Origin of the sequence: Kitasatospora sp. NPDC018058, assembly GCF_044327205.1 — a bacterium.
Taxonomy (GTDB): Bacteria; Actinomycetota; Actinomycetes; order Streptomycetales; family Streptomycetaceae; genus Kitasatospora.
The window spans coordinates 1-17,183 of sequence record NZ_JBIRFA010000062.1 but is presented as its reverse complement, the minus strand read 5'-3'; the positions used below and the strand labels follow the sequence as shown (position 1 = coordinate 17,183).

Genomic DNA, 17,183 nt, shown 5'->3' with positions numbered 1-17,183 from the left:
TACCCAAGGGCTCAGGGCTGCTCGGGGCCGGAGGGCCGGGTGATCCTGGTGGTGCCCGCGGCGAGGTCGATGCCGGTGCGCTTCGGGGCGCCGTCGTGCTCGTCGTCGCGCAGCACCAGGGCGATCCGTCGTTCCTCCAGCTGTACCCGCTTGCCCGGGTAGAACAGGGCGTGCAGCTCCTCGGTGGCGGTCGCCCCGGCGCCGCGCGTCCCGGGACCGGCGTACACGGACAGCCGGCCGGGGAACAGCCCACGGCGCTGGGCGCGGGCGATGGCCGTCTTCAGGGCGGCGGCCAGGAAGAGCGGGACCACGATCAGCAGGACGGCGAACGGGCCGGTCAGCAAGCTCACCATGAGGGTGGAACGGTTCGGCGCAGGCGACTGTTCCATGACCCGTGCCGAAGCTGTCAGGAAACGCCGCTACGCTCCCGGAGGCGTAAAATCCGGCCAGCGCGGGTCGTCCCTACTGCCCTTGGTAGGCGGCAGGCCATAGGCGAGCCGCTGTTCGTGGGTGGGCAGCACCTGCTCGACGTGGGCCCGGCAGCCGGTGCGGGCCACGAAGGCGCGATTGACCTGCTCCCGAATGAACGGGCACCTGTTGTCGTCTCAGTCGACCTTTCGCGCCGGTCCCGCCCCCTGTGTTGCCGTCGGCGCGCACAGGGGCAGGATCTGCTCCGTCCCCGCGCCCCTTAAGGGCCCTGCCCGCCTCCGTGTCCGTACTCCCTAGGGCCGCCGTCAAACTCTGAGGTGACGTCAGGACGCCTCCGTGTTCTTAGCGTTGGTGACATGACCAGACTCCGTCGCACTGCCGTAGCCGCCGTACTCTTGATCGGCGGGAGAAGCTACGGCTGTTGCTGCGCTGGGCCCGCACGATGTCGGTCGGCTGTCAGCGGGGACAGCGACCTGTCGGTGGGATGTGAGCGGCCCCCGGGACCGTAGGAACCGGGCGTGGCCGGCTGGGAAGGTGCGGGCCCGCTCACCTTCAGACCACTCCGAGCTTCCGGGAGCCCGCCATGCCCGCCGTACCCCAGGTCCCGCAGTGGGACGTTCACCGACTTCCTCGCGCCGAGGGAAAGTGCTTCCTGGTCACCGGCGGCAACGCGGGCATCGGGTATTTCGTCGCCGAGCAGCTGGCCGGCACCGGGGCCACAGTCGTTCTCGGCAGCCGAGACAAGACGAAGGCCGAAGCCGCGATCGCTTCCATCGGCTCGCGCGTGCCCGGTGCCAAGGTGAAGCACGTGCCCCTGGACCTGGCCGACCTCGCTTCGCTCAAGGCGTCCGTGGACGCGCTCGGGCTGGACCGCCTCGACGCGGTCGTCCACAACGCCGGGGTGGCGCTCGACCATCCACCGCGCCGCGAAACCGCGGACGGCCACGAGCTGATGTTCGCGACCAACCACCTGGGGCACTTCGCGCTGACCCACCACCTGGCCCCCCTGCTCATGGCGACCCCGGGAAGCAGGATCGTCACCACCGGCAGCTTCGCCGCCAAGTCCGAACGCCTGGACCTCGACGATCTTCAGAGCACGCACGACTACCAGCCCAAGCGCGCCTATTCGCGCTCCAAGCTGGCCCAGATGCTCTTCGCTCTCGAACTCGACCGCCGCCTGCGCGCCGTCGGCAGCGCGACGCTGAGCGTGCTCGTCCATCCCGGTGGCGCGCTCGACTCCCTCACCCCTTCGCGCCCGCCGATCCACGTCCGGACCACCGGCAAGCGGCTGACCCACCTACCGCTCAGCCTGGTCGTCCAGGGCAAGGACGCTGCCGCATGGCCCGCAGTCCGGGCCGTACTCGACCCGAGCGCGAGCGGCGGCCAGATGCTGAGTCCCCGAGCGTTCGGACTGCGCGGTACGCCCAGGATCGAACCCCTCTGGAACCACCTCGTCGACACCACGACCGCGGCACGTCTCTGGGCGGCTAGCTGCGACTTGACCGGCAACGACCCGACGTTCACCGCACCGACAAGCTTCAGTGGAACAGAGGCCCCGGCGACTGGGCGCGGAGAAACAGACGCCTTAACCGAATGAGATCGGACCTGCGGTCAAGATCGTTTGGAAAACGGTCAAGATCTCGTGACACAGGACAGGGCCCGTCAGCCGGGCGGTTCGCCGGGTTGGTACGGGGCTGGTCCCAGCTCTGTCCTACCCGTGTCTCAGGGTGTCCGTTTCGGGTGTTCTGCTGGGACGGATCTGGGACGGTCCTAGCACTGTCCCACCCTGTTTCGCCTGGTGGGGGCTTCGCGGGGGTGCTGGGACAGGGTTGGGCCATCACGGCGGCTACCGGCCGGGTGGGGCGTCCTCGATGGCGGCGAGCAGGTGGGCGTGGACGGCGCCAGCGGCGTCCCGGGTGGCGGGGTCCGGGTCGTCCAGCTGCGGGGCGATCAGCTCGGCGGCCGCGGCGAGGACCGGCACCGGAACGGTTGCCTCGCGCAGGTGGAGGAGCTGGGAGGCGGCTTTCTCGGCGGGCGTCGTGGCGGGGGCGGTGGGGATCAGGGACGTGAGGCCCCGGGGGAGCTGCTGACTGCTGGTCATCCGGCCATTCTCCCGTGCGCGGACCGATGGTGATCACCACGGCCGGTCGGCGGTGGCCTTGGCGGGCAGGGCGCCGTGGTGGTGGCGGGCGCCGGCCTCGATCAGTGCCCGGCGGGCCTGGCGCCAGTGGACGTCCTCGGTGCGGTCGGCGTCGGCGGCCAGTGGATCTGGAAGACTGCTGCCTGGCCCGAACCGGTGTCGGTGTCGGGGTCGGGGAGCCGGAGGGTGGGAGAGCCGCTGTGGTACCGGTCTTAATCGTTCTGAGCGTTCTGGTGCTGTTCGTTTTCATTGCCCTGGTCAGAACGATCCGGATCGTTCCGGAGGCCAGCGCCGCCATCGTGGAGCGCTTTGGGCGCTACAGCCGCACGCTCAACCCCGGTCTGAACTTCGTCATTCCGTTCATCGACACCCTTCGCTTCCGGGTTGACCTGCGTGAACAGGTCATGGCGGTTCCGCGGCAGCAGGTGGTCACGCGGGACAACCGGCGCGTCGACATCGACATCGCCGTCTCCTACCAGGTGTCCGATGCGAGGGCCGCCACCTACGACGTCACCAGCTACGTCCAGGCGATCGAGCAGCTCGCTGTCGCTACGTTGCGCGGCACGGTCGACGGCATGGACGTGGAGCGGGCCCTGACCTCCCGCAGGGAGATCATCGCGGCCCTGCGTGGTGCGCTCGACCGGGACACTGCCCGCTGGGGTGTCCGGGTCCACCGCGTCGAGTGCAAGGTGGTCGCACCGCCCACCTCCATCCAGGGCCCGACGGCGAAGCAGGTCAGCGCCGACCGGCATGAAGGTCCCGTCGTCCCGGCCGGTGAAAACGGAGGGCCACGTGGCACACCGCAGTCGCCCGTGCGGGCCGGACTCGCCCCCGGGCACCGTCCGCTGCAACAGGAGGACCCTCGCCGTATCGGCCGCTACCGCCTGACGGCGGTGCTGGGGCAAGGCGGGATGGGCACGGTCTATCTCGGCCGGTCACCCGGACAGCGCCTGGTCGCGGTCAAGGTCATCCGGTCGGAGCTCGCCGAGGATTCGACCTTTCGCAGGCGGTTCGCCCGCGAGATCGAAGCCGCAAGCCTCGTCGGCGGGTTCCACACTGCGTCAGTGGTCGACGCCGATCCCCACGGCGACCCGCCCTGGATGGCCACCGAGTACATCCCCGGCCCGTCACTGCACGACGTCCTCAGACAGCAGGGCGCCCTGCCCCCGAGGACCCTGCACACCCTCGCGGTCGGCGTCGCCGAAGCACTCGAGCGCATCCATGCCTGCGGCATCATCCACCGCGACCTCAAACCAGGCAACATCATCATCTCCGGAGCAGGACCCCGCATCATCGACTTCGGCATCGCCCGAGCCCTCGACAGCACCGGGCTCACCGGTAGCAACTATGTCGTCGGCACCCAGGGGTTCCTCGCCCCGGAACAGCTCACCGGCGGATCGATCACGCATGCCGTAGATCTCTACGCCTTCGGCATGGTGCTGTGCCATGCCGCCGGAGCCGCACCGCTCCCGGACGGCGAATCCCTGGCGTCCGCCCTCAGCCTGCTGCCCTCCCGGTTCGTCGGCATCATCACCCTGTGCCTCGACCACGATCCCCGGCGCCGTCCGACCGCCACCGAGGTACTCGAACTGCTCTCCCGGAACCCGTCGACCGGCGACTGGTTGCCGCTCCCCGTACGCACGATGGTCGACCTGTACAACCCGGTGACCAGCTCGACATTCTGAGCGCTGCGGCTGGGACAGGGCTGGGTGCTGGCCACCCGGCTCATTCTCCCGCGCGCCGGGCGGTGGTGATCACCACGGCCGGTCGGCAGTGGCCTCGGCGGGCAGGGTGTCGTGGTGGTGGCGGGCGACGGCCTCCAGTAGCGCCTGGCGGGCCCGGCGCCAGCGGACGTCCTCGGTGCGGCCGGCGTCGGCGGCCCACCCGGGCAGCAGCTGGTCCTGCGCGGCTGCGGTGAGCTGGCGGCCGAGCTCGCCGATCGACTGCTTCCAGTCGGCGAGCTGTCCGAGCAGGCCGCGCACCAGCTCGTCGACGGCGCGGGCCGGGTCGGCGTTGAACGCCCGCGCTTCGGTAGCGGCCTCGGCGAGGACGTCCTCGTCCAGGTTCTCGGAGGCCTCGCGCCACGGAGCGGCCGCGGCTTCGAAGGCGTGCAGCGTGGCGTGCAGCTCGGCGTCGAGGGCGGCGGGTCACCACGGCAACGGGGGTGCGGGGCGTGCGGACGGTGGCGGACAGCACCCGGCGCCCGGGGCGAGCCCGCGCCGGGTGGTGCTGCTCATCCGGCTGGCATCTCGGTGGCGGCCCGGCCGGCGGCGGGGGCGGCCTGCAGCTCAGTGGTGAGCACCTCGAGTTCGCGGTTCAGGTCGCCGAGCACGTTATGTGAGGCGTCGGTGGCCCGCTGCCTGCCGCCATTCGGGTGAGCATGCCAGAGTGATCGGCGGCCAGGGGCCGGTTGGGGACGTCAGGTGGACGCGAACAAGCGGTTGCACCGCCGCCGCTGACTCAAGTGGCACCTCGGCGGTCACAACACCCAGTCGGCAGGCCGGTTCACCTGCTGTGAGCTACGTCGGGGACCTAACGTGGCGTCGAATCGTCGGGAACGGGTGGGGGCCGGCCCACGTTCCACGGCTCGGGCACGCCCACCCGCACATCGAGGTCCCACAGGACGCATTCCTCGCCGGGCCGGGCAACGAACGACCATGCCACGGCCGTCCGATGCAGCTGTTCCCGCATCGATCCCGCGCGTTTCGCATCCCGGGGAGCTCACCACCCTGGGGATGGTGATGCAGGAACTGCCCGTAGCTTGCCTGGCAGAAGGCCGCGTAGCGCGCGGTGCACAGAATCAGCCCATGCCACGCCTCATCCACAGAGAACGAGGGCATGCCGATGATCTGCTCGTCCAGCAGGCCCGCTCCGCAGCACCGTAACCACTGCCGCAGCCCAGTCCGCATTTCGGTTTCCTGAACTGCAGTCGCACCATCCGGACAGCCTTGGGGGCTTTCGGCTGGTGGCGCGGCTGGGTGAGGGCGGTATGGGACAGGTGTTTCTCGCCTTTTCCCCCGGCGGGCAGCCAGCGGCTGTGAAGGTGATCCGTAACGAGTTCGCCAGGGACGCGGAGTTCGGGCAGTGGTTCGCGCGCGAGGTGGGCGCCGCGCAGAAGGTACGCGGTGCCCACCTGTCACCGCTGCTGGGTCTGTTGCGGCGTACAGGGATGGGGACGGGTGGGGTCGTCGAGCACCCCATCGACGCCGATCCGGCGCCGGCACGGGGAACAGACCAATCGTCCATCGCCCGGCCCCGGCTACCTCGGCGCCTGCCGCTGTCCCGGCCGCCGACGTCGACCAGGAGCCCGCCGTCCCCGTGGCTGCTGCGTCCCGTCCCCGCCCTCCCCCGATCGCCGCGCTCATCCGGCGCCTCGCCACAAAGAATCCGGCCCGGGGGTACGTCAGGATCCAGGCCGAGCTGCGACGGCGCGGCCACCGAGTCGCCGCTGCCGCCATCCGCCGCATCCTGCGCCGCTCCGGTCTGTAGCCCCGCACCACAGCGCGCCTCCCGGCAGGCCGGGCGCACCTTCATCCCCGCACAGGCTCACTCGCTTCTCGCCTGCGACTTCCTGCACGTGGACACCGCCTTCTTCAAGCGCCTCCACGTCTTCTTCGTCATGGATATCAAGGCCCGGCGCGTCCACATCCTCGGTGTCACCGCCCATCCCACAGCAGCGTGGGTGGCCCAGCTCGCCTGGAACCTGCTGTGCGAGTAGCTCGTGCTTCAGCTCGCCGAGCACCGTGCGGGGCATCGCCGCGGCCAGCGCGATATGACATTCGACCGAGCGGGGCGGGTTGTCGGCCCCTGCGAGCACGGGCCATCCGTCCAGGTCGACAGCTAGAACGGATCAGGCGTCGCGGGAACCATTCCAGGGAACCTGGAGCCCGAATAGTTCGGGTAGAACCAACCACAGCTGGCGTAGGCCGTCATACGGTGCGAGGCACGCGTTATGTGGAGGCGAACCAGGTCCGCAGCTCCTCCGGAGATGCGGAGGTCAGCAGCCCGCGTAGTCGCCCGGCGCCAGCCAGCGCGAAATGCACGCGGCTATGCCTGTTCGGGAAACCTGTCTCCGGTGGGCAGTGCCTGGACGGCTTGGGCGATGTCGGAGCGGAGCTGGTCGAGGCTGTGGTCGGTGCCGAGGATCATGCGGCGGACCTGGGGCATGGCCAGGCTCCAGCCGACCAGGCCGAGTGTGAGGAACAGGCGCGTTTGAGGGTCGCCGTTGTCGTCGGGGGCTTGTGTGGCCTGGAGCTTGTCCTGGTAGTGGCGGGTTCGGGCTTCTTCGCCTGGCACGGGCTGGTCGCCGAGCTCGAGGGCTTCCCACATGAGCAGCCGCAGAGCCTCGGGATGGGCGCGGTGGTAGTCGAAGAGGCGCTCGGCGTAGGCGGACAGGTCGTCGTCGCCGGGCGGGACGGCCCGGGCGAGGTCGGCCATGAGGCGTTCGAGGACAGCGGCGAAGAGCTTGTTCTTGTCACCGAAGTAGTCGTAGATCGCCCGCTTGTTGGCCTGGGCCTGGGCGGCAATGCGGTCCACACGGGCACCGGCGACGCCGTGGGCGGCGAATTCGCTGGTCGCTGCCGTGAGGATCCGCTCCTTGGTTGCCGTCGAGTCGTATGCCATGGACCGATGGTAACGAACTGGTTCGTTTGACGATCCCGCAAGGGTCTGCAACTCTCTCATCGAGCTTCGAACCATCTAGTTCGTTCGGTTGGAGTTGTGATGCCCCGGATCAATCCGCCCGCCCCGCCCGCGCCTGCCGCACTGGGCCGGCGGGTGCCGCTGGTGATGGCGCTGGCGTGCGGCGTCAGCGTGGCGAACGTCTACTTCCCGCAGGCCCTCACCCCGCTCATCGCCGACGGGTTCGGCATCGCGCCGGGCACGGCGGCAAGCGTGGCCACGGTGACCCAGCTCGGCTACGCCGCCGGGATCTTCCTGCTGGTCCCACTCGGCGACCGGCTCCCACGCCGCCCGTTGATCACCGTGCTGCTGGCCGTGACGGGCTGCGCGCTCCTGGCCGCCGGGCTCGCCCCGGCCACCGACCTCCTGGCCGCCGCCGGCACCGTGGTCGGCCTGGCCACGGTGGTTCCCCAGCTGCTGCTGCCCCTGGCGGCGGGCCTGGTCGCGCCCGACCGGCGCGGCTCCGTGATCGGCACCCTGCAGGGCGGCCTGATCGGCGGGATCCTGCTGGCCCGCACCTTCGGCGGTGTGCTGGGCGAACACCTCGGCTGGCGTGCCCCGTACCTGGCTGCCGCCGCACTCACCGGACTGCTCGCGCTCGTTCTCGGCCTGGCCCTGCCCACCACCGGGCCGGCCGCCCGCATACGGTATCCGGTCCTGCTCGCCGACACCGTGCGGATGCTGCGCACCGAGCAGGGCCTACGTCGTTCCGCGCTCTACCAGGCCTCCCTCTTCGGCGGCTTCAGCGCGGCCTGGACCGCACTCGCCCTCCTGCTCACCGGCCCCCGCTACCGTATGGATGCCCAGGCGGTCGGCGTGCTGGCCCTGATCGGAGCGGCGAGCATGTTCTGCGCTCCGGCCGCCGGACGCCGGGTCGACCGGCACGGCCCGGATCGGGTGAACGGCTGGTGCATCGGGGCCACCCTCGCCGCGGCCGCGGTGCTCACTGCTGGCGCACTGGGCGGCCCCATCGGCCTGGCCGCCCTCACCGCCGGCCTCCTGCTGCTGGATGTGGCGGTGCAGTGCAGCCAGGTCGCCAACCAGGCCCGCATCTTCGCCCTGCGAGCCGAGGCCCGCAGCCGGCTGAACACCGCTTACATGACCTGCTCGTTCCTCGGCGGCAGCGCCGGATCCTGGCTCGGCATCCGCATCTACGCCCACCTCGGCTGGCCCGGGGTGTGTGCCCTCATCGGGTTTGCCGCAGCCGCCGCTCTCACCGCCCGTCTCGCCGACCGCCCACGTCACCGCGGTCGCAAGGACACGCCGTCCGCGCCGTCGGTCAGGCGATCGGCGGCCTCACCGAGGTGAACGGCGATCGCACTTCCACACGGGCGCCACCGTCGCTTTCATGCCCACCTCCCCGCCTCAAAGCCAGCATCCGTCTCGAAGGATCCTCCATGACATTCCCGGCCATGCCGCCTGCTGTCCTGCAGTTCTTCCGTGCTTCCCAGGAAGGCGACGCTGACACCTGGGCACAGGCTTTCGCCGAGGACGGCGTCTTCCACGACCCCATCGGCACGTCTCCGATCACCGGACGCACCGCGATCCGCGACTTCATCGCCTCCGTCCTGCCCAACTTCCAGCCCTTCCTAGGGCTCACGCCCATAGAGGCGCACACCATCGGCAACCACATCGCCGTCTCCTGGCGTGGCGCCGCCGTCGCCTTGGACGGCAAGCCGGTCAACTGGTCCGGCATCAACATCTATGAGCTGGATGACACCGGCCTCATCCGGGAGGCCAAGGCGTACTTCAACAGCGCCGTCTTCCAAGCCCAGCTCGCCAACTGAACCCGCTGAGAGGCGGCCGGTGCGGGCCGAGGGAACGCAAGCAGCTCGGCCCGCACCGGGAGCATCTGTGACTGAGCGTCTTATCCCGATTCTTGGCGCATCAGGTGAATCAGCAGCATCGTGCTTCACTGCAGTTGCGGAGCGGCGCCCTGTGGAGGGCCGCCGGGTGGGGCTGGAAGTCGCGCAGGACCAGGTCCGGCCGGGTGGCGGCGCGGGGGTCGGGGATCGTGGTGCGGTGGCGCCGTCTTCGGTGCCGGCCCTCGGTGCTGGCCTGGCGCATCAGGCGCGCGACCCTTCGCCGGCCGCACCGGTCTCCGTCGCGCTGCAGGACGGCGTGCACGCGCGGGGCGCCGTAGGTGCCGCGCGAGGTCGCGTGGACCTCGGTGCTCTTCTCGGTCAGCTCCGCGTCGCGTATGGCGCGGGGGCCGGGGGTGGTGGTTCGGCGGGCGTAGAAGGCGGCTCGGGAGACCTTGAGCAGTTCACACGCCCCCGGAAGACCCTCGACTTCGACACGCCTGCCGATAGGCTGGAGCCCCTGTTGCGCTGACGGGTTGAGTGCACCGGGGCCCGGCGGAGGATGTCCACGTCCTCACGCAGGCGGCGGTTCTCCCGCCGCAGCCTCGCCAGTTCCTCGCGCTCGTCGCTGGTCCGGCCGTCGCGCTCACCGGCGTCGACCCGGGCCTGCTTCACCCAGTCGCGCACCGCCGTCTCGGTCAGGTCGAAGTCCTTGGCGACCTGACCGACCGAGCGGTCGCCGCGTCGGCACAGCTCGACGATCTCGGCCTTGAACTCCGGCGTGAACGAGCGGCGAGGGCGTGGCTTCTTCTGCCCCATGCTCTCCATGATGGACATCATCCTTACCGGGGCCGAAGCCCCTGATCAGGGGTGGCCGTCAAAGCGAATCAAGTCCACGGAGTAGCCCAGGAGTTAGGCTCTGTTCGATCGGAATCTGGGGGATGATGATGGTGGACCAGTGGCCCGAGGGACCCGCCGCTGACCCGGAGATGGCCCGGGAGCGCTATGCCTCTGATATGCGGGCGAGGCGCAAGGCTCTGCGAGAGGTGATCAGGGCTGACCTGCCTGCCGCGCACGTCGGCCTTGGATTTGTCATCGTGGCGAGTGCGGTGGTGGGCCTGTTCGCGGGCCCCGTTGCTGGAGCCATCGTGGCTGGGGCCTTTGCCGCTCCGCAGTTCGTCCTCTCGGGGTCCCGTGTTGGCCACCTTGCGGTGGCTCCCCTTCAGCATGTCGCCTCTCACCATGTCGGCGGCGGCTGAACCGTGACCCACTTTGGTCGGTTGAGTTCTGACCCTTTTCGCGTCGTCGGTGGTCGTGTTCAGTCGTTGTCGGTGGTGGGAACGCGGCCGAGTTCGCGGCCGCGCATGCGGTAGGACTCTCCTTTGAGGCAGGGAGTGGACCTCGGCGTGGTGGACGAGTCGGTCGATCATGGCGGCGGCGACGGTTTCGTCGCCGAAGACCTCTCCCCAGCGCCCGAAGGGCTTGTTCGAGGTGACGATCACGCTCGCTCGTTCGTATCTGTTCGAGATCAGCTGGAAGAACAGGTTCGCGGCCTCCGGTTCGAAGGGGATGTAGCCCACTTCATCGACCACGATCAGCGGGTAGCGGCCGAGCTTGACCAGTTCGTCCTGGAGCCGGCCGGCCTGGTGGGCGGCGGCCAGGCGGTCGACCCACTGGGAGGCGGTGGCGAACGCGACCCGGTGTCCGGCCTGGCAGGCCCGGACGGCGAGTCCGGTGGCCAGATGGGTCTTGCCGGTGCCCGGCGGCCCCAGGAAGATCACGTTCTCCCGGGCGGCTATGAAGTCCAATGTTGCCAGGTGGGAGAGTTGTTGGCGCGTCAGGCCACGCAGGTGGGTGACGTCCAGTTCTTCGATGGTCTTGATCGCGGGGAAGCGGGCGGCTCGGATGCGGCCCTCGCCTCCGTGGCTGTCGCGGGCGGAGACCTCGCGCTGCAGGCAGGCGACCAGATACTCCAGGTGGGTCCAGGACTCGGCCTGAGCGCGTTCGGCGAGGCGTTCGGCGGCGGCCAGCAGGGCGGGGGCCTTCATGGCGCGTGCGTAGAAGGCCAGGTCGGCGGCAGTCTGTCGGCCGGTGCGGGCCGCCAGGCCGTCGGGCTTGACGGCGTCGGTCGTGGTGGTGCGGGCCATCAGGTGCCCTCCTCCTGTCCGGCGCCGCCCTCGATGAGGGTGAACATGCGGTCATAGGTGCCCAGTTCGCGTTGCTCGACCTCGATGCCGAGGCTGTCGGGGGCCAGGAGGGCGGCGCGGGCGGCGTGCACTCGGGCTGCCTGCTGGTGGATCACCTCGCCGCGCAGGACGCGGGCCGCGGCGGCGTGCTCGGGGTCGGTCAGGCTCTGGTGCTTGGCCCAGCAGCGCATGGCGGGCCACGACGTCGTTGCCGGCGATGACGGTGACCTCCTCGTTGTCCGCGCGGACCATCACGGTCTTGCCGATGGCCCGGGGGTGGACGGAGTAGTCGTTGGTGTCGACGCGGATGTAGTGGTCGCGGCCGATGCGGGTGTGGAAGCGCCACCAGTGGGGCGGGGAGACGGGCGGGATGGTGAGCATCTCGGCGCGGTCGGCCTCCCAGCGGTCCACCGGGCGGGCGTCGATCGAGCGGTGCCGGCGCCGGTTGGCGATCTGCAGCCAGCCGGCCAGCTGGGTGTTGAAGTCGGTCGGGCCGGTGAACGTGCGTCCGGGCAGGAAGCTGGTCTCCAGGTAGCCGTTCGCGCGCTCGACCAGACCCTTCGCCTCCGGATCGCGGGGCCGGCACAGATGGATCCTGACCGCGAGCAGGCCGGCGAACGCGGCGAACTCGCTGGTCAGCTTGCCTTTGCCGACACCGGCCTCGTTGTCCCAGACCAGCATTTTCGGAACGGCTCCCCAGCCGCCGGCGAGCAGGCGCCAATGGCCGTCGATCAGATCGCCGGTCTGCCTGGAGGGCAGCATCCGGGCAGTGATCACCCGCGAATACCCGGACACGATCACCAGGACCGGGGGCCGGCCGCTCTGACCGTAGCCGAGCGGGATGTCCACCGCCGGAAACCACAAGTCGCACTGGGCGAGCTCGCCCGGCTGGTAGACCGTGCGGGAGACCGGATCGACGGGAAGATAGGCCGGTCGCAGCTCACGCACGCGTTCCTTGAGGATCGTCAGCCCGCGCTGCCAGCCGATCCGCTCCGCGATCACCGTGGCCGGCATCGTCGGGGTCTGCTTGAGCAGCTCGCGGATGGCCGGCTCGACCGCGTCCACGGCCGAGCCTTTCAGCGGGCGCTGGTAGACCGGCGGCCGGTCGGTGGCCAGGGCCCGTTTCACCGTGTTCTTCGAGATGCCCAGGTGCCGGGCGATCGCCCGGATCGGCATCTCCTCAGCCCGATGCAGCCGGCGGATCTCAGCCCAGTCCTCCACGGGAATCACCACCCTCTCCTCCTGACCCTCGACGCGGATCAGGATGATCAGACGATCGCAAGAAGGGTCGGATTTGCTCCGGTGGGTCCTGTTTCATCCGCCGTTCAGCGGTCAGTTTTCAACCGTCGCTGAGACACCCGACCAGCCCAGGTGACACGTGCTCGGAGCAAGCGGGTGTGCCTGGGTGGCCAGCAGGCCGGGTGGGGCGTACGGGAGCATGCCACTGGCCTATGCCCTTGTCCTTGCGCGGGCCGCGCAAGGACAAGGCGTGAGCTGGCGCGTCGCAACCTGGTGCGCTTCGCGAGCCGCGTTCCACGCTCTCGTGCGTGCAGGAACGATCGCGGATCCTGAGGCCGGACGCCTCTCCCGCGGCCACCCTCCCCCGGTCCGGGGAGACCGCAGGTGCGCAGGTTCGGCGTTCCGGCTCCCGCCGTGTCCTTCGGAAAGGGGTCTCATGTCCCACCGTCCCGGCCGCCTCGGGCGGCTTCATCGCGCGCTCGTCGTTCTGGTCCTGACAGCCGCTGTCGCAGCGCCCGGCACCGTCGCCTTCGGCGACTCCCCGCGCCCCCGTCCCGGATCCCTGCGCCCGTGGGTGAAGTCCTGCGTCCAGTACCGGGGACCGGCGGGGCTCATCGGCTGCCTCCGGGGCAAACACCCCCAACCAAGGACGTCAAAGCCCCGCCAGAGCCCCACCATCAGCGAGTCGGCGACGCCCACCGCCAATGCGGCCCCGGTCGGCATCACCGCGGGGCCGGACAACGCCCTGTGGTTCACCGAGAACGCCGCCGACGCGATCGGGCGCGTCACCACGGGCGGCACCTTCACCGAATACTCGGTGCCCACCACCAACGCCGGGCCGGCCGAGATCGTCACCGGGCCGGACGGCGCCCTGTGGTTCACCGAATCGAACGTCGACAAGATCGGCCGCATCACGACCGGTGGCACGGTCACCGAGTACGCGCTGCCGACCTCGGGCGCGTACCCGTGGGGCATCACCGCGGGGCCGGACGGCAACCTCTGGTTCGCGGAGCCCGGTGCCGACAACATCGGCCAGATCACCACCGGTGGCACGGTCACCGAGTACGCGCTGCCGACCTCCGGCGCCTTCCCGCTGGGCATCACCTCCGGGCCGGACGGCAACCTGTGGTTCACCGAAGTACTGTCCGGAAGCATCGGCCAGATCACCACCGGCGGCACGATCACCGAGTACGCGGTCCCCTCACTGTTCTCGCTGCCCATCGGCATCACCGCAGGGCCCGACGGCAACCTGTGGTTCACCGACGCCGGAGCAACGCAGATCGGCCAGGTCACCACCTCGGGCGTGTTCACCGGCTACGACCTGACGGATACCGCCTTCTTCCCGTTCCCGTGGGGCATCACCGCCGGGCCGGACGGCAACCTGTGGTTCACCGAGAACGTCGGCAACGACATCGGCCAGATCACGACCTCGGGAACGATCACCGAACTGTCGGTCCCCACCTTCGACGCGAGCCCGCTGGAGATCGCCACCGGATCCGACGGCAACCTCTGGTTCACCGAGAACACCCCGAGCCAGATCGCAACGGTAACCCCCTGACAGGGCCGACGGCGTGAACGGCCCTTATCCGGGCCACCCCGCCTCCCGCCGAAGATCTGGGCGGGAGGCGCGGCCGTCCGCCGGGCGGCCCGGACCTGGCCGACGTCGACGGCTCCGGCACCCAGGCCGCGTACATCGCGGGCACGGTCCAGGGCCAGTTCCATGGCCTTGCACGACACCCGCATGGGGCTCAGCCGTAGCCGCTCCAGCTCCGACGCCCGCAGCTGAAGAAGGCGGCGAAGAAGGTCGCCGGAGCGGTCGTAGGCGCCCCCGGCCGGAGGCTGGGGGGCAGCAGCGCCGAGCCGCGGCGTTGCTGTTCTGCTGCGCGGCCCAGGGGCGCTGCGGTGGGGCCGCCGTGGCGGGGATGCTAGACCCGTTGATCGGTAGGTGGCCAGGGCTTTGACCTGCAATCTTTTCTGGCCGCGAACATGCCATCTGCCAGCGGGGCGGATCCGTGGGGCCTCACCCGGCAACCCGGTGCCGGGTGAGGCGGCTTCAGCTGCTGGCCCGCCAGATGTCGAGGACGGCTTCGTACAGGCGGTCTGACCCTTCCCGCTGAGCCGGGTTGTTCTCGTCCGGGGGCAGGCGCCCCCCATGCGTCGCCCTTCCGGATTCCGGGAAACGCCTGCCGCGGTGCTGTCTCCGCACTGGTGGTGACCGGCCTATTCGGGACGGCCTGAGCCGCATCTCGGCGGAGGACGCCGTGATCGCCCTGGTGGACGAGGTGTAGCCGCCCCGCCCCGACCTCGCCTGACGTCGATTCACCGTCCGCTACTGACCGGCCGTTCGGCGCGGGGATGTCGGGCGGGCGGCGGCTCAGACGACCAGGACCCGGCGCCCCCGGGTGTGGCCGGCGCGGCTGTCGGCGTGGGCCGACGCCGCCTCGGTGAGCGGGTACGACTTCTCGACCGGGATGTGGAGCCTGCCCCGGGAGATGAGGTCGACGGCCTCGGCGAGCGCGTCCGGCACGCTCCCGGCCACACCCGAGAACCGGACGCCCAGCAGCGGCGCGCCGAGGTCGGCGATGGAGACGACCTTGCGCGGGTCCCCGGTCAGCTCGACGAGTTCGCGGATCACGCCCGAGCCGGCCAAGTCGAGGGCCGCGTCGGCCCGGCCCAGGTGCCGCACCCGTTCGACCCAGCCCTCGCCGTAGGTCGTGGCGAGGGCGCCCAGACCGCGCAGGTAGTCCTGGTTCGCGGCCCCGGCCGTGCCGATCACCGTGATGCCGCGCTCGCGGGCGATCTGCAGCACCGCCGAACCGACGCCGCCGGACGCGCCGCTGACCAGCAGCGTCTGCCCGGGCCGCACGCCGACCTCGCGGATGATGCGCAGCGCGGTCTCCACCACGGACGGGTACCCGGCCGCCTCCTCGAAGGTCAGTCCCTCGGGCATGCGGGCCCAGGCCGACAGCACGGCGAACTCGGCGTACGTGTCGGAGCCTTCTCCGAACACGCGGTCGCCGATCTCGACCCCTTCGACGCCCTCGCCGACCTCGTCCACCACCCCGGCGGCGTCCAGCCCGACCCCGGCGGGCAGCTCGACCGGATGGGCTCCCAGGACCTGGCCCTCCCGGATCCTCCAGTCGACGGGGTTCACACCCGCCGCCCGTACCGCGATGCGTATCCGGCCGGGGCCCGCGTGGGGCTCCTCGGCTTCCACCAGGTGCAGGACCTCGGGACCGCCGAACTCGGCGAAGCTCACTTTCCTCATGCGGCCGAACATAACCGTAACGGTTAGGGTTTCGCAACGGTTAGGGATTCGTACCTGGTAGTGTCAGGGCATGACCGAGCCGCCCGGACGCCGCGAACGCAAGAAGGCCGCGACCCGTCAGAAGATCGCCGACACCGCGCTGCGGCTCTTCCTGGAGCGCGGGTACGACGCCGTGGGCATCCGTGATGTGGCGGCCGAGGCCGACGTGGCCGTCACCACGGTCTTCTCCCACTTCGCCTCGAAAGAGGCCCTGGTGTTCGAGCGCGACCAGGACTTCGAGCAGTGCCTCACGCGGGCGGTCACCGACCGGCAGCCGCACGAGCCGCTCATCCCGGCGCTGCACCGTGAGGTTCAGGCCCTGGTGCGGCACTGCACGGCGGAGGGCAGAGCCCCCGTCCGGTGCATGATCGAGGGATCACCCGCCCTGCGGGAGTACGAGGAGTCGATGAGCCTGCGTCACGCGCAGGCGCTGGCAGCGGCTCTGGCCGCCGATCCCCACCTGTCCCGGAGTGCGACGGCCTGCCGGGCGACCGCGCGGTTCGCCATCGACGCCTACGCGCTGGCCTGCCGGGCGGACGATCCCGGGGCCACGGTGGACGAGGTCTTCCGGATGATCGAGGCGGCCTGGGAAGCCACCGCGCCCTGAGGGGGCGGCCCGCTGCGGCCGGGGCCGGAGCCGGGGCGGGCACGCGGCACGTGCGGGGTGCCCCAGGCGGCCGTTCCTAGCTAGGGCTACAGCTCCCAGGCCCCGCATCGGGCCCGGTCGCGGTCTGACTCGAGTGGCACCTCGGCCAGAGCGCCTCGTTGGTGACGCTGTCCAGTCCGTTGCAGGAGTGCGGCCCCCCGACGGTGAGCACGCGCTCCAGCAGCTTGTGGAAGGTCTGCCGCAGCTCCTGGTCAGTCGGTCTGCTGGCGCGAAATCTCGGCTCCTCATCGACGTCGAACTCGAACTCCCGTCCTCCGGAGAGGACTCGGCTGCCCACTCAGTCGGTTCCACCCACCGACTTCGGCGCGTCAGGATGCTGCTCGGGTGCCAAGGGTCGGCGAGTTCGGTCAGCAGCCGGGCCCGGGGCGCGGGCAGGCGGTCGGGGACGAGGACGGCTTCGCCGCCGCGAACGGTCACGGCGTCAGCGGGAAGCGCGGCGATCCGGGGGGTGCCTCTATGTTCTTCGTCAAGCGTGTGGGGCGGCTTCGGTCCGGGCTCGATCTTCTTCGTGGGGCATGAGAGTGTCTGGTTGTGTCAGTGCCGGTGAGTGGGTTGCAGGCGGCCTTGGCGGAGGCTTCGTCTCCTTCGTGGTCGCGACGTGTCCGTGCCGGGCGTGACCTTGCTTCCTGAAGTTCCACCAAGGCCGGGTAGTTAAGGATTTCGGCCGGGGTGCAAGGTGGGGGCCGCTGGTGTGGCGGCTGCCGTGTAGCGGCCCCTGCGGACCTTCTTGATC

Annotated in this window: 16 protein-coding genes and 1 pseudogene; 8 read left to right on the top strand and 9 right to left on the bottom strand. The window is 70.4% G+C overall.

Annotated elements, in window-relative coordinates; genetic code table 11:
- Positions 1–11: 11 nt before the first annotated feature.
- Positions 12–353, bottom strand: a complete 342-nt coding sequence (locus ACH4E7_RS41400; RefSeq protein WP_396254384.1) for a DUF6191 domain-containing protein — start codon at positions 351–353, stop codon at positions 12–14.
- A 659-nt stretch (positions 354–1,012) separates the two neighbouring features.
- Between ACH4E7_RS41400 and ACH4E7_RS41395 the strand changes: the two genes are divergently transcribed.
- Entirely contained in the window at positions 1,013–2,026 is a 1,014-nt protein-coding gene (locus tag ACH4E7_RS41395) for an SDR family NAD(P)-dependent oxidoreductase (protein WP_396254383.1), read from the top strand.
- A 249-nt stretch (positions 2,027–2,275) separates the two neighbouring features.
- Here ACH4E7_RS41395 and ACH4E7_RS41390 read toward each other — a convergent pair whose 3' ends face one another.
- Entirely contained in the window at positions 2,276–2,530 is a 255-nt protein-coding gene (locus ACH4E7_RS41390) for a hypothetical protein (protein ID WP_396254382.1), read from the bottom strand.
- Between the two features lie 272 nt (positions 2,531–2,802).
- Between ACH4E7_RS41390 and ACH4E7_RS41385 the strand changes: the two genes are divergently transcribed.
- The gene (locus tag ACH4E7_RS41385) at positions 2,803–4,254 is read left to right on the top strand and encodes an SPFH domain-containing protein (RefSeq protein ID WP_396254381.1); all 1,452 of its coding nucleotides are present in this window, start codon (positions 2,803–2,805) and stop codon (positions 4,252–4,254) included.
- A gap of 69 nt (positions 4,255–4,323) precedes the next feature.
- Here ACH4E7_RS41385 and ACH4E7_RS41380 read toward each other — a convergent pair whose 3' ends face one another.
- The gene (locus ACH4E7_RS41380; RefSeq protein WP_396254380.1) at positions 4,324–4,551 is read right to left on the bottom strand and encodes a hypothetical protein; all 228 of its coding nucleotides are present in this window, start codon (positions 4,549–4,551) and stop codon (positions 4,324–4,326) included.
- A gap of 1,102 nt (positions 4,552–5,653) precedes the next feature.
- On the opposite strand from ACH4E7_RS41380, the gene ACH4E7_RS41375 reads away from it, so the two are divergent.
- Both ACH4E7_RS41375 and ACH4E7_RS41370 read left to right on the top strand, forming a co-directional pair.
- Positions 5,654–6,058: an IS3 family transposase gene (locus ACH4E7_RS41375; protein WP_396254379.1), complete on the top strand. Its 405-nt coding sequence runs from the start codon at positions 5,654–5,656 to the stop codon at positions 6,056–6,058.
- A gap of 88 nt (positions 6,059–6,146) precedes the next feature.
- Positions 6,147–6,287 carry a hypothetical protein gene (locus tag ACH4E7_RS41370; RefSeq protein WP_396254378.1) on the top strand — a complete coding sequence of 47 codons (141 nt, stop codon included), beginning with the start codon at positions 6,147–6,149 and terminating at the stop codon, positions 6,285–6,287.
- A 329-nt stretch (positions 6,288–6,616) separates the two neighbouring features.
- Here ACH4E7_RS41370 and ACH4E7_RS41365 read toward each other — a convergent pair whose 3' ends face one another.
- Positions 6,617–7,192, bottom strand: coding sequence for a TetR family transcriptional regulator (locus ACH4E7_RS41365; protein WP_396254377.1), 576 nt, complete (start codon positions 7,190–7,192; stop codon positions 6,617–6,619).
- Positions 7,193–7,291: 99 nt separating this feature from the next.
- On the opposite strand from ACH4E7_RS41365, the gene ACH4E7_RS41360 reads away from it, so the two are divergent.
- Positions 7,292–8,557 carry an MFS transporter gene (locus ACH4E7_RS41360; protein WP_396254376.1) on the top strand — a complete coding sequence of 422 codons (1,266 nt, stop codon included), beginning with the start codon at positions 7,292–7,294 and terminating at the stop codon, positions 8,555–8,557.
- Between the two features lie 89 nt (positions 8,558–8,646).
- The gene (locus tag ACH4E7_RS41355; protein ID WP_396254375.1) at positions 8,647–9,036 is read left to right on the top strand and encodes a nuclear transport factor 2 family protein; all 390 of its coding nucleotides are present in this window, start codon (positions 8,647–8,649) and stop codon (positions 9,034–9,036) included.
- Between the two features lie 109 nt (positions 9,037–9,145).
- Here ACH4E7_RS41355 and ACH4E7_RS41350 read toward each other — a convergent pair whose 3' ends face one another.
- The 4 genes and pseudogenes from ACH4E7_RS41350 to istA form a co-directional block, all read right to left on the bottom strand.
- On the bottom strand, positions 9,146–9,436 hold the full coding sequence (locus ACH4E7_RS41350; protein ID WP_396254399.1) for an IS3 family transposase: 291 nt from the start codon (positions 9,434–9,436) through the stop codon (positions 9,146–9,148).
- On the bottom strand, positions 9,433–9,879 hold the full coding sequence (locus tag ACH4E7_RS41345; protein WP_396254374.1) for a transposase: 447 nt from the start codon (positions 9,877–9,879) through the stop codon (positions 9,433–9,435). Before ACH4E7_RS41345 ends, ACH4E7_RS41350 begins: the two co-directional genes overlap by 4 nt.
- 59 nt (positions 9,880–9,938) lie before the next feature.
- Positions 9,939–11,198, bottom strand: coding sequence for an IS21-like element helper ATPase IstB (gene istB / locus ACH4E7_RS41340; protein ID WP_396254373.1), 1,260 nt, complete (start codon positions 11,196–11,198; stop codon positions 9,939–9,941).
- Positions 11,198–12,467: pseudogene (istA, locus tag ACH4E7_RS41335) on the bottom strand (IS21 family transposase). Before istA ends, istB begins: the two are co-directional and overlap by 1 nt.
- A gap of 445 nt (positions 12,468–12,912) precedes the next feature.
- On the opposite strand from istA, the gene ACH4E7_RS41330 reads away from it, so the two are divergent.
- Positions 12,913–14,034, top strand: a complete 1,122-nt coding sequence (locus ACH4E7_RS41330; protein ID WP_396254372.1) for a virginiamycin B lyase — start codon at positions 12,913–12,915, stop codon at positions 14,032–14,034.
- 816 nt (positions 14,035–14,850) lie between these two features.
- On the opposite strand, the gene ACH4E7_RS41325 is transcribed toward ACH4E7_RS41330, so the two are convergent.
- Entirely contained in the window at positions 14,851–15,744 is an 894-nt protein-coding gene (locus ACH4E7_RS41325; RefSeq protein ID WP_396254371.1) for an NADP-dependent oxidoreductase, read from the bottom strand.
- 70 nt (positions 15,745–15,814) lie between these two features.
- Between ACH4E7_RS41325 and ACH4E7_RS41320 the strand changes: the two genes are divergently transcribed.
- Complete coding sequence (locus ACH4E7_RS41320; RefSeq protein WP_396254370.1) at positions 15,815–16,390, top strand: TetR/AcrR family transcriptional regulator; 576 nt, start codon at positions 15,815–15,817, stop codon at positions 16,388–16,390.
- Positions 16,391–17,183 lie beyond the last annotated feature (793 nt).